Annotated in this window: 11 protein-coding genes; 4 read left to right on the forward strand and 7 right to left on the reverse strand. The window is 70.8% G+C overall.

The annotated features are described in order from the left end of the window. Positions 1-84 precede the first annotated feature (84 nt). A complete protein-coding gene (locus BJ964_RS26740) occupies positions 85-1,089 on the forward strand; it encodes a glycoside hydrolase family 26 protein (protein ID WP_262479368.1) in 1,005 nt (334 codons plus the stop codon). Between the two features lie 56 nt (positions 1,090-1,145). Here BJ964_RS26740 and BJ964_RS26745 read toward each other — a convergent pair whose 3' ends face one another. The 5 genes from BJ964_RS26745 to BJ964_RS26765 form a co-directional block, all read right to left on the reverse strand. Further along, positions 1,146-3,218, reverse strand: a complete 2,073-nt coding sequence (locus tag BJ964_RS26745) for a methyl-accepting chemotaxis protein (protein WP_188123248.1) — start codon at positions 3,216-3,218, stop codon at positions 1,146-1,148. A 53-nt stretch (positions 3,219-3,271) separates the two neighbouring features. Beyond that, positions 3,272-3,895, reverse strand: coding sequence for a hypothetical protein (locus tag BJ964_RS26750; protein ID WP_188123249.1), 624 nt, complete (start codon positions 3,893-3,895; stop codon positions 3,272-3,274). Positions 3,896-3,990: 95 nt separating this feature from the next. Continuing rightward, positions 3,991-5,286 (reverse strand): NAD(P)/FAD-dependent oxidoreductase, encoded by a 1,296-nt coding sequence (locus BJ964_RS26755; RefSeq protein WP_188123250.1) that lies wholly within the window; start codon positions 5,284-5,286, stop codon positions 3,991-3,993. Between the two features lie 117 nt (positions 5,287-5,403). Further along, the gene (locus tag BJ964_RS26760; RefSeq protein WP_188123251.1) at positions 5,404-5,706 is read right to left on the reverse strand and encodes a hypothetical protein; all 303 of its coding nucleotides are present in this window, start codon (positions 5,704-5,706) and stop codon (positions 5,404-5,406) included. A 53-nt stretch (positions 5,707-5,759) separates the two neighbouring features. Beyond that, entirely contained in the window at positions 5,760-6,629 is an 870-nt protein-coding gene (locus BJ964_RS26765) for an ADP-ribosylglycohydrolase family protein (RefSeq protein WP_188127176.1), read from the reverse strand. Positions 6,630-6,719: 90 nt separating this feature from the next. Between BJ964_RS26765 and BJ964_RS26770 the strand changes: the two genes are divergently transcribed. Then, on the forward strand, positions 6,720-7,118 hold the full coding sequence (locus tag BJ964_RS26770; RefSeq protein WP_188123252.1) for a VOC family protein: 399 nt from the start codon (positions 6,720-6,722) through the stop codon (positions 7,116-7,118). Positions 7,119-7,202: 84 nt separating this feature from the next. Beyond that, positions 7,203-7,607: a PPOX class F420-dependent oxidoreductase gene (locus BJ964_RS26775; RefSeq protein WP_188123253.1), complete on the forward strand. Its 405-nt coding sequence runs from the start codon at positions 7,203-7,205 to the stop codon at positions 7,605-7,607. Here the strand turns inward: BJ964_RS26775 and BJ964_RS26780 are convergent. Together BJ964_RS26780 and BJ964_RS26785 are read right to left on the reverse strand one after the other, a co-directional pair. Further along, the gene (locus tag BJ964_RS26780) at positions 7,572-10,049 is read right to left on the reverse strand and encodes a DUF4132 domain-containing protein (RefSeq protein WP_188123254.1); all 2,478 of its coding nucleotides are present in this window, start codon (positions 10,047-10,049) and stop codon (positions 7,572-7,574) included. The two genes, BJ964_RS26775 and BJ964_RS26780, sit on opposite strands and share 36 nt — an antisense overlap. 10 nt (positions 10,050-10,059) lie before the next feature. Further along, positions 10,060-10,734 carry a TetR/AcrR family transcriptional regulator gene (locus BJ964_RS26785; RefSeq protein WP_203832780.1) on the reverse strand — a complete coding sequence of 225 codons (675 nt, stop codon included), beginning with the start codon at positions 10,732-10,734 and terminating at the stop codon, positions 10,060-10,062. 53 nt (positions 10,735-10,787) lie between these two features. Here BJ964_RS26785 and BJ964_RS26790 point away from each other — a divergent pair, with 53 nt between their 5' ends. Next, complete coding sequence (locus BJ964_RS26790) at positions 10,788-12,269, forward strand: MFS transporter (RefSeq protein ID WP_188123256.1); 1,482 nt, start codon at positions 10,788-10,790, stop codon at positions 12,267-12,269. The last annotated feature ends 30 nt before the right edge of the window (positions 12,270-12,299 follow it).

The following is a 12,299-nucleotide window of genomic DNA, read 5'->3' on the forward strand; positions in this document are numbered from 1 at the left end:
TTCACATGCCCGGCCGACTTCGAGGCCGGACTAACGGGGGAGATTGTTTTGCGACGCGCCAAGCTGCCGATGATGCTGACAGCCTTGACCGCCGTATTCGCGGGTGGCACCGCTGTCGTGGCGCCGACTGCCGCTGTTGCGGCGCCGGCCAGCAAGTGTGTTACCGACGCCAACCTTGTCCCGTCCTGTGGCGTGTTGTGGGGTGGTGCGGCTGGTGGGTTCACCAGTAAGCCCCGCGACCTGGAGCACAAGAACTGGGAGAAGATGTCCGGGCGGACCGCGACGATCTTCCACACCTATCACAAGGGTGACGAGGAGTTCCCGACCAAGGCTGAGATCGCGATGACGCAGGATCCGGCGAACCCGCGGGTGCTGCTGCTGAACTGGAAGATCGCCTACGGCTCGTCGTGGGCGAAGGTCGCCAAGGGTGAGCAGGACGACCGGATCGACGCGTTCGCCAAGCGGATCAAGGCGTACGACAAGGACGTGTTCCTGGTGCTGAACCATGAGCCGGAGAACGACGTCAAGCCGAAGAAGGGTTCCGGCTGGGAGGCCAAGGACTTCAAGGCGATGTACCGGCACACGATCCAGCGGTTGGAGGCGCAGGGCGCCGACAACGTGGTGAACGTGATGGCGTACATGGGTAACGAGCGGTGGATGGCCCAGTCGTGGTGGAAGGACCTGTACCCGGGCGACGACGTCGTGGACTGGATCGGCCTGGACTCGTACGTGAGCGTGGAGAAGGGCTACTACCACTACGGCACGTTCGGTGATCTGCTGGACCGTAAGCCGAAGAACGGTGGCCCGGGTTTCTACGAGTGGGCGACGACCAAGCACCAGGGCAAGCCGATCATGGTCGCCGAGTGGGGCGGGTATCACCGGATCGGTAAGAAGACCGACAAGTCGGCGGTGTACAACAGTGTGCTGCCGCAGCTGAAGAAGCGTCCCGCGATCAAGGCGATCGTGCACTTCGACACGAAGGCCGATGACCAGGGCAACCGGGACATCAGCATCAACAGCACCCCGGCCAGCCTCGCCGCGTTCAAGAAGCTCGCCGCCAACCCGATCTTCAACGTCAAGCTGAGCTGACACTCACCGAAGCCGCCACCCCACCAGGGGTGGCGGCTTCGGTGCTTCTGTCCGGGTCATCCGACGTTGACGGCTTCCATCAGGCGGTCGGCGAAGGCGGCCAGCCGCCGGGCCTGGCCATCGTCGCTGACCAGGAACTGGAGACCGACCTCCTGCCCGTTCTCGTGCTCCGCCATGTTGACCACCCGGGCCTGTGCGGTCAGTTCGTCGTCGCCTCTGCGCAGGTCGACGTCGAAAGCCACCCCCTCGATGAACTGCTGGCCGGCCGGGGCGATGCACCGCAGGCCGCCGGCGCTGACGTTGACCAGCAGCGCCTCGACCGCCGGCCGGCCGGCGGGGCGCAATGTCACCTGGCCGGCGGTGGCGATCCGGTCGTGCTCGCGGCGTTCCAGATGGCTGGCCAGGTTGGCCATCTCCTCGACCCGGCCCAGGGTGGCGTTCATCTGCGCGGTGAGGTTGCCCATCAGGGTGGCCTGCTCGGCCGCCACCTCCCGCAGCGAGGTGGCGGCATCGCCCACTCCGCCGATGCCCTCGATCATCGCGGTGATGGTCTGGGACATCGCGGTGGTGTCGCGTTCCAGGTCGTGGATGGTCTGGGTGATCTGGTCGGTCGACTCGGCGGTGTTGGTGGCGAGCTGTTTCACCTCGTCGGCGACGACCGTGAAGCCGTACCCGAGATCACCGGCCCGGGCCGCCTCGATGGTCGCGTTGAGTGCCAGCAGGCGGGTCTGCCCGGCGATCCCGTTGACCAGGTTCACCATCGAGGCCGCCCGGCGCAGGCTCTGCTCCAGTGAGGCGATCACCTGTTCCGCCTCGCGGGCCTCGTCGACGATCGCGCCGGCGGCCTGGTTGGCCACCGAGATCCGGTTGTCGATCACCTCGGAGGAACCTTTGACCTCGCCCACCTTCTCGGTGACCTGGCGCAGTTCCTCGGCGATCACCCCGGTGGACTCGTCGATGATCTCCTGGGTGCGGCGGCGGAACTGCTTCTCGGCCTGGCGCTGATGCTGGAAGCCGGCTCGCAGCTGTTGTTCGCGCGCGGCCTCCGCGGTGAACAGGGCGGCTTCCTGGTCCGCCAGCCGGGTCCGCGCCACGATCAGCGCCCGCCCGATGTCGCCCATCTCGTCGCGGCCCTCCGGCAGCGGCCGCGGAGACAGGTCGGCTGCGGCGATCGCGGTCACCGCGTCGACCGTCTGCCGGACGTCATGGTTGGTCCGCCAGAGCACCGCGACGGCACACCAGAGGGCGAGCCCGAACCCGCCGATCGAGATGGCCAGCACCACCGCCCCCTGGATCTTGTAGGTGCTGATGCGCTCGTCGATCAGACCGTTCAGCGCGTCGTTCAGCGGTACCACCGCGGCGGTCGCCGCCTCGGCGGCCTTTCCGGTATCGGCCGGCCCGGGCTCGGCGAGTGTCGCGGTGAGCTGCTTGGCCAGTTCGTCGAGCCGGTCGGCGAGGGCCTCGACCGGTCCGGTGATCTGGCCGGCCAACTCGGTGTCCTCGGTGTTCGCGGTGGCGGTCGCGACGTCGTTGCGGAAGACGGTGGCGCTGCTGGCCAGACGTCCGGCCAGCACCGCCTGATTGGCTACCGCGGTCAGGCGGGCGCTGCCGGCGGGGACCGGCATCTCTGTCTGGAGCGTCGTCAGCATCGCCACCGGCAACTGCACCGCCTGGGCGTGCATCACGTAGAACGAGTCCAGGTCGGGGTCGAGAGCCAGGTTCGACTCGTTGCTGACCTCGGTGACCAGCTTGGCCAGGGCGGTGGCGGTGGCGATCCGCTCGGGGAGCGAGTTGCCGCCCACCTCGGGTACGGCCGCCGCGGTCTCGGAGACCTCCAGATCCGGATGGGCGTCCGCGGCGGCGCGGACAGCGGCCAGATCAGGGGTACGGCCGGCGGCCGTGTCGGTGAGCGCGACCAGCACCGGGCGCAGCACCTCGGAGCCCTCCCGCTCCCGGGTGCTGAAGTTGATCTTGGAGCTGTTCACCGCCGTGTACATGCCGGTGGCCAGCGCGCCGGGCACCAGCAGGGCGAGAACGACCACACCCAGCCGGGTCGCGGTACGGATTCGGTCGGTGATCCGCAGCATCGGCCGCAGCAGTACGGGTGGCGAACCGGCCCCCTCTGCCATGGTGTCCACCTTCCCGACATTCCCGGTTTACACCGTTTATACGGGAGTCGCGGTTACCTGTCCGGCGTTCCACCCGCGCCGGGGCCGGCGGCGTCACCCTGGAAAGGTATCCGTCCCGGGGTCCGCCGGGTCGGCCGCATCACCCCGGAGTCGCGGAAACCCGCACGCACCCGGTCCCGGATCTCCCAGAGCCCGATCAGCAGGACCGTGAGACCGGCCAGCCGCACCACGTGCTGCAATGCCTCGACCTGCAGGGCCCACACCATGCCGTCGAGGTCCTCGGCGGACGTGTCGACGTTCATCCGGATCAGGAAGGACGCGAAGATCGCGGCGTTCCACACCGGCACCGACCAGTGCGAGAGCAGCCCGTCCGGCTCGGCGACATAGCCCCGCAGCGCATCCTTGGTGCGGCGCCGCCAGACGAAGAACCCGACGAGATACGCGCCGACCAGGAACAGGCCGAGCAGGTTGAGCGAGTCGATGTGCTCGATGATCCAGATCAGCGCCGGCGAGACGGCCTCGTCGCCGGACCGCAGGTGGGACCAGACGGCCAGGTCGCAGACGAGGAACAGCGCGGTGAGGCCGCAGGTCGCGGCGACGGCCAGCATCAGCGCGCGGGTGCCCCACTCCCAGGTCTTCGGCGGGCTCGCCGGAACCCATCCGTCGTCCGTCGTCATCGTTCCCCCGCCGCTCAAGATCAACTGTTGCCACGGAGAAAATAGCCGGTCGGCAGAGGCAACGGAAGATCCAGCCTTGGCGGGGCGGTGGCTGATCAGCCCATCACCGTTCCGGACGAGTCCGCGTTGACCTTCCGCCTACGGGAGAACGCGCCCAGGTCGACGATGTGGCCGGTGTACGGGCAGGTGAACCGCACCGGGTCGGTGTCGTGATCGTGGCCGTTCTCCACCGCGTCGATGATCGCGTCCAGCAGCGAACCGATCACCGGCGCGTTCTTGAACTGGTTCCCGCTGGTGCCGATCGCGACGTAGAAGCCCGGCACCGCGGTCCGGTCGTAGATCGGCGTCCAGTCCCCGGCCACGTCGTAGACGCCGGCGATACCCCGCGGCCGGTTCGGCACGGTCATCCCGGGGAGCCGGCGCGCGGCCCGCAACACCTGCGCCTCGAACCCCGCCGAAGTGGCGTTCAGGTCGGCGGCGTCCGGGTCGTCGATCCACTGCAACGTGTCGCATTCCGGTTCCGTGCCGCCGACCAGCATGTTGCCGCCCGACTCGGGCCGCAGGTAGACCCCGAGGTCCATGTCCCCGATCACCGGGAAACCGCCGCGCAGCCCGGCCGGCGCCGCGACGTGATGCACCTCCTGGCGCATCGGGCGGACCGTCACGGCGAAGTCCCCACCGGCGCCGGCCATCTCGTTCACCGCGCTGGACCACGGACCGGCCGCGTTCACCACGATCGGCGCCTCGACCGGCGGATGACCCTCGAAACCGGCCCGCCAGACGTCCCCCACCCGATCCAGCGACGTCACCCGCCGCCGGAAGGCGAACCGGGCCCCGCGATGGCCGGCCGCCGCCGCCAGGTTCGCCGCGGCCAGCCGGGGATCGTCGACGTAACCGCCGTCCGGTGTGTAGACGGCCCCGAGCCGCCCGTGCGGATCGGCGAAGAACTCCTCGGAACCGACCGGCTTGGGCGGATAGAACGAGCCCGTCTCGATCCCGGGCAGCCTTTCGGAGAGCATGTCGAAATCCCAGATCTCGTACGGGACACCGGCCCGCTCGAACAGCGACACCATCCGTTCGCGATCGAGCAGCGGCACGTCCAGGACCACCTTGCCGACCCGGTGGAACCGTGCCATTCCGTTCGGGTCCCGGTAGCCGAGGTGCTGCTCCCACTCCTGCCAGCCGAACCGTGACTCCCACGCGATCGCGACCCCGGCCCAGGTGGAGAAGCCGTACCGCACGATGGCGCTGGAAGCGCTGGTCGAGCCCATGCCCGCCGCACCCGCCTTGTCGACCACGAGCACATCCAGCCCGCGCCGCGCCAGCGCCAGCGCGCACGAGGAGCCGACGACACCGGCTCCGAGGATGAGGACGTCAGCGGTTTCAGCCATGGCGATCATGATCCCACCGTCATGTGAACCGGCTTTGTCGAATGTTGTCGGTCGCCCAAGCGACGCCGTGAAGAACCTGGCCCGGCGATCCGGCTGAGTTCGCCGGGCCAGAGACTCTCAGAACTGGTCGGGGGTGTCCAGCTTGCGGTAGAACGAGATCTCCGGCGGGCCGTCGACGCCGGCCGCCTGCATGATCCGGGGGATGTCCGGCTGACTGTCGAAGAACTCCTGGAAGGTGGCCTCGTCCGGCCACTCGTCGATCACCAGGACCTCGCCGTCACGGCCGGCGAAGGTGTGCCGGGTGGCGCCGGCCGCCTTCCCCGCCTCGGCGATCTGGGTCATCGTTTCGGCATGGGCGCTGGCGGTCTCCTCGACGGTTTTCGGGTCGGCCTTGAGACGAAGGATCGTGATGACGGGCATGTGCTGACCTCCGGATTCTTCGCGGTAGGTCAGATATATCGGATTCCGGCAGGTTACTGACCGGGGTTCATCACCAGGGGTGACGGAAGCGGCTCGCAGGCGGCCAGCCAGGCCTCGGGCACCCCGGCCAGACCGGTACGGGCCGCCACGATCCCGCCGACGATGGCGCACGTCGTGTCGACGTCACCACCGGCCAGAGCGGTCGCCCACAGCGCCTCGGTCACATCGTCCAGGTTGGCGGCCGCGCACCAGATCGCGTACGGAACCGTGTCCGCGGCCGAGATCAGCGACCCGCACCCGACCATCCCGGCCACATGACGCGGATCGGCGGACAGCGCGAACCGGGTCGCCCGCCGCAGCCGCGACGCCACCTCACCGTCCGGCACCCGCGCGGCGACCGCCTCGATCAGCTCCCCGCCCGGGACGCCGCGCACGCTCAGCGCCGCCGCGACCGCGACCGCCACGGCGCCGGCCGTCGCCTCCGGATGCGCGTGGGTGACCTCCGCGGACCGGACCGCCTCGGCCACCACAGTGTCCAGATCGCCGGCGAACCACGCACCGAGCGGCGCCACCCGCATCGCCGCGCCGTTACCCCACGAGCCCATCCCGTCGAACTGCCGCCGGGTCACGACCGGCCACGGCTCGCCGTCGCCGATCGCCCGCAGCACGTCGTGCATGGAGGCCCCGTAGCAGCGGTACGGGTCGGCCGCGTACGCCCCGGCGAACTCGGCGGCCAGCGCGTCCTGGTCGACGCGGCCGTGCCGGTCCAGGATCCGCAGCAGCGACAGCGCCATCGCGGTGTCGTCGGTCCACAACCACGGACCGTCCTTGAGCCGCCGCTCCACCAGCGCGGTCTCCAATGTCTCGGCGGGACGGAAGAACCATGTCTCGCCGAACGCGTCACCCAACGTGAGCCCGCGCATAGATGCCACCGCCGCTGTCCTGTTCGCCACGCCGACATCGTTTCCTGCCACCACCGGTGCCGCCAACCGAGATTCGCCTACGCTGCCCGGGTGCAGATCGATCTCGTCGCCCTGATCGTGGACGAGTACGACCCGGCCATCGCCTTCTTCACCGGCGTGCTCGGGTTCGACCTCGTCGAGGACTCGCCGTCGCTCACCAACGACGGCCGCCCGAAACGGTGGGTGGTGGTCCGCCCGCCCGGCGCGCAGACCGGCCTGCTGCTGGCCCGCGCCGACGGGGAGCGGCAGAGCGCGGCGGTCGGCGAACAGGCGGCCGGGCGGGTCGGGTTCTTCCTGCGGGCCGACGACTTCGACGCCACCTACCGGCGGATGGTCGACGCCGGTGTCACCTTCGTGCGGGAGCCGCGCACCGAGCCGTACGGGAAGGTCGCGGTCTTCCTCGACATCGCCGGCAACCGGTGGGACCTGCTGAGCGGGCCTCCGCAGTGAAACGGGAACTACTCGTGCGCCCATCGGAATACGGTGGTTGACGCCGCTGTTGGCCAGCGGCGGAACGACCACAAAGGAGAACAGATGACCACCGCAGCCGCCATCGTCCCCGACGAGCTTCGTGACCTGCTGGAACGGCCGCTCTTCGCCGACCTGGCGACCGTCCGGGAAGACGGCACCCCCCAGAACAACCCCATGTGGTATGCCTGGGACGGCGAGTTCATCCGCTTCACCCACACGAACTTCCGCCGCAAGTTCAAGAACATCACCGCGAACCCGGCGGTGGCGATCTCGATCATCGACCCGGAGAACCCGTACCGCTACATCGAGGTCCGCGGTGTCGTCGACCGCATCGAGCCGGACCCGACCGGCGGCTTCTTCGTCGAACTGGCCAAGCGCTACAACGCCCCCTTCGGCACCGACACCCCGAAGGACGCCCCCGACCGGGTCGTCCTAGTCGTCCGCCCCACCTTCGTCGGCGGGCACTGACACTCCCAGCGCGCCGAGCTGGGCCAGGATCGACGGGTCGGTGATCTTCTCGTCCTCGGCCAGCAGCAGGATCTTGCTGAGGATGACGCTGGTCATCCGGTCCTCGTCGGCGAACGGCAGGAACAGCCGACGATGAGCGGTCACGCCGAACCGGGCGGGCACCACACACAGGTAGCCGCCCGGTTCGACGTGGATGCTGCCGCTGGTCAGATGCACCCGGTAGGTGGCCCGGCCGCCGCGCACCACGGCCGACGAGCCGTCCACGGTGACCCGGGACAATGCCAGGGCGGCGATCAGCGTGGTCAGGATCTGCGCCCGGCTCGCGGCCTGCGGCGCCGAATCCCACGGCACCGTGCCGGCGACCGACACCACCAGATCCAGGTCGCGCATGACCTCGGAGAACACGACGGCGGGCACCTCGTCGAGCGGCACCGGTTTGCCGTCGGCGAGGAACCGGACGCCGTCGACCAGGACGTCGCCCATGCCGAAGTAGCCGTGGAACTCCGCGGTCAGCGCGGCCGTCAGCTGCCCGGCCGGCCGGGTGGCCTGATGGTCGGCGTACCGACCGCCGACGCTCCAGCCCCGCCCGGACAGCAACTGGGCGGCGACCCGGCCCTCCACGGTCTGACCCGCGAAACGCCACGACACGTCACCCGACTCGCGTTCGGCCGGGGTCAGCGCGTACACCTCCCGGAAAGCCTGTTTGACCGGCTGCTGGAGCCGCCGTCGCATGATCTCCGCCTGCCAGGTCGCGAGGGTCCCGTCCGCGAGCAGGTCGACCGGGTGGACTACGGTCACCGGGCCGGTGGTGTCGATGTCGTCGAGCAGGCCGACCGCGCCGGTGGCGTCGCGCCAGAGCAGTGACGGCAGCATCGCGGCGCCGGCCGGCAGGGTCCGTAGGCGGGCCAGCTCGTCCGGCTGAAGCGTCCGCCCGGTCGCGACGAGACGCTCCACCAGCCCGGTGCGCATCCGCCGGGCCTGGTCCCGCAGCAGCTCCTGATGCTCGCGCAGCTCCTGATAGCCCGGATCGGCGCGGACCGTGGCCGGCACCGACCTGAGCGGCTTCCCGGCCCGGCTCACCGTCAGCACCGGCTCGGCCCCGTCGAACCGGAGGTCCACGCGGTACTCCCCGCAGTCCACCCCGGACGGCGCCCGCGACGCGAGGGCCGCCTCGCAGTCCCACTCCAGCAGGGCCGGCTCCGGCACGCCGGCCACCTGCGCCAGATGGTCGAGGGCGATCGCGATCGCGGCGGCGTGACTGTGCCGACGATTCGGCCCCAGCTTGACTCCCTTCTTCGCGGACGCGCGCAACGCCAGATAGCGGTCGAGGACCGTCTCGTCCGGAGCGAGCGGCAGCATTCCGAAGGCGGCGATGCCCTGCAACGCGTTGTGCTTCACCCGTTTCAGCACGGCGGCCCGGTTGTCGCCGAGCACCGCCGAGACCATCTCGCTGGGCTGCAACTCCAGCAGCCGCCGGGCGTCGTCCACCCCGGCCTCGCCGATCGCGGCGAGCAGGACGGCCCGGTCGTGCCGGACCGCCTCGTGGTCGGGTGTCGCCAGGATCAGGCGCAGCAGCGGAGCGGCGCTCGCCAGCCCGAACAGGCTGAGCAGTTGCTCGTCCTTCCGCCAGCCCCACACCCGGCGCCGGTCGTCGACCGGGCGCTCAGCCAGCAGCGCGACGAGCGTCACCAGTTCGTCGGCGGTCAGCTCGGCGGCCCCGAGGTGAGCGGCGATCCGGGGATCGCCCGTCCAGTCCAGCGCCGCCCGCACGAACCGCAGCCCCCGTGGCGGGATCCCCTTGGGCAGGTCGTCCCAGTCCGGTGGCTCGGGCGCCGAGACCAGCTCCCAGACCAGCGCGTCCACCCGGTCCAGGACCGTGTCGGCGCACGCCGCCCGGGGTGGGCCGGCCACGGCCCGGTCCAGGTGGAGGTCGTCGGCGATGGCCCGGTCGACGACGGATCGGTCCAGCTCACCGGCCTCGTGGAGGGCGTCGAGCACCCGCACCGTCGGCGACCGGGACAGGTGGCCGAGCGGGCTGAGCACGAGCAGCCGCAGCAGGGCCGGGTCGGAGATGTCCGGGACCAGCTGGTCGAGATGCATCCGGTGCCGTGGGTCGCGGCCGAGGAGGGTCGCGAGCAGTCCGTGGCGGTGCGGCGTCGGCCACGGCCCGGACAGCAGCTCCGCCAGGCCGGCGGTGGCGTCGACCGGGAACGCGGCGTCGTAGATCTCGTCCAGCTCGGCGACGACGTCGTCCAGATACCGTCGCAGGTTGCCGATGGCGTGATGCTCCCCGCGCTCCATCCGCAGCCGGATCTCCTCGGCGAGCGCCCGCAGCCCGGCCGGGTCCGTGGTGTGCCGCGCCCGCTCGGTGAGGCGGGACAGCACCTCACGCTCGGCGCGGACGAAGTCCGCGTACTCCTCGTGAACGGGCCACTGAACCATGGCCGGGAGATTAGCCCTCGGGTACGACAAAACCGGTGAGCAGCCCGTCGACCAGCGCCCGCAGGCCGGTCCGGTAGGTGTCCTGCGCGGCGAGGACCCGCCACTGGTCGCCGATGGCCGCCAGGGTCGGCGTGCGGGCCGGGTCGAACCCGGTGAAGTCGACGTCCCGCAGCGTCGTCCGCCCGCCGGCCGAGTGGATGCGGACCAGGAGCTCGCCGACCGTGTAGTACCAGATGCTGCGGAACACGTGCACGGCCTGCTCGCGGGTGCAGCCGCAGTCCACGGCACCGGCCACGATGGTCTCCACCATGCCGGTCAGTGGCTCGCCGACCAGCCCGAGCAGGCCGTCGGTGGTGACCACCTCGGCGGCCCACGGCCAGGCGGCGAGCGCGTCGTGCATGGTGGCCGCGGTGACGATCATCCGTTCCCGCGGGTCGTCCGGCAGGTCGGGGCGGGGGATCTGGGCCGCGTACTCGCTCAGCATCAGCAGCAGCAGGTCCTGCTTGTCGCGTACGTGGTGATAGAGGGTCGTCGTCCCGATGCCGAGCTCGGCGGCGAGCCGCCGGACGGTGAGCCGCTCCCAGCCGTCCTGGTCGATGAGGCGGCCGGCGGCGGCCATGATCTGCGCGCGGGAGGTCACCGGGGGGCGGCCGGTGCGGCCGGTCGATGCGTCGGTTCGGGGCACGGACCCATCTTCGGCCATTTCCCTCGGCGAGGGTTCACTGCTACTTTCGGAACATGTTCCGAAAATCGCCTCTCGCCGCTGTCGCCGTCGTGCAGTTCATGGTGTCGCTGGATCTGTCGGTGGTTAACGTCGGACTTCCGCGCATCGCCGCCGGGCTCGGATTCAGCCCGCTCGGCCTGACCTGGGTCATCCACGCCTACGCCCTCACCTTCGGCGGGCTCCTCCTGCTCGGGGGTAAAGCCGCCGACCGCTACGGCCGGAAACGGGTGCTGCTGGCCGGTCTCGCCGGCTTCGCCCTCGCCTGCCTCGCCGGCGGTCTCGCCCAGAGCCCCGGCCAGCTCGTCGCCGCCCGCGCCGCCCAGGGCATCGGCGCCGCGGCCGTCGCCCCGGCCGCGCTGGCCCTGCTCACCGCCGCCTTCCCGGCCGGTCGGCCGCGGGTCCGCGCGTTCGGCGTGTGGAGCGCCATGAACGCGGCGGGCGGCGCCCTCGGCGTGCTCGTCGGCGGCGTCCTCACCGAGTACGCCGGATGGCGCTGGACCATGTTCGTCAGCGTCCCGATGGCCGCCGTCGCCTACACCCTGGCCTGGCGCGTCGACGCCGACCGGCCGCCCGCGCCCAGCGCCCGTCCCGACGTGCTCGGCGGGATCCTGGCGACCGCCGGGATGACTCTGCTCGTGTTCGGCGTCGTCCGTACCGACCGGCACGGCTGGACCTCGGCGGCCACCCTGATCACCCTGGCCGTCGCGGTCGCGCTGCTGGCCGCGTTCGTGGCCGTCGAACGGGCCACCACCCGCGACCCGCTGATCCGGTTCGAACTGCTCGCCAACCGCTCGGTGGCCGGCGCCAACGGCTACAACCTGCTGGTCGGCGCGGCGATGGCCGCCGCGTTCTACTTCGCGTCGCTCTACCTGCAACGGGTTCTGGACATCGGGCCCGCCCTGGCCGGGGCCATGTTCCTGCCGTTCTCGCTCGGCGTGGTGGCCGGATCGGTGCTGGCCGTCAAACTCGGCTACCGGGTCGCGCCGCGCACCCTGCTCATCGCCGGCGGACTGCTGACCGCCGCCGGCTTCGCCTGGTTCAGCCGGATCAGCCCGGACGGGACCTTCGCCGCCGACGTCCTCGGGCCGTCGATCGTCGCCAGTGCCGGATTCGGACTCTGCCTCGCCCCGGTCGTCTCCACCGCGACCGCCGGCGTTCCGCCGGAGCAGGCGGGAACGGCGTCCGGCCTGCTCAACAGCTCCCGCCAGATCGGCGCGTCACTCGGTCTCGCCGCCCTCGGCACGGCGGCCCAGCACCGCACCGGCGACATCGCCACCGCGACGTCGCTCACCGACGGTTACGCCCTCGCCTTCACGCTCAGCGCCACCCTGCTGCTGGCCGCGGTCGTCGTCGCGATCACCGTCCTGCCCCGGAATCCCGCCACCGCCGACGCGAATCCCGCTACCGGTGGCGCGAATCCCGGTACCGGTGGCGCGAATCCCGTTACCGGCGGCGCGATGCGCTCATCCGCGAGGAGAACCGAGCCAGCCGGGTAGGGAGCAGCTGGGGTTACGGTCGAGGTCCAG

The organism is Actinoplanes lobatus (genome assembly GCF_014205215.1).
GTDB classification, from domain to species: domain Bacteria; phylum Actinomycetota; class Actinomycetes; order Mycobacteriales; family Micromonosporaceae; genus Actinoplanes; species Actinoplanes lobatus.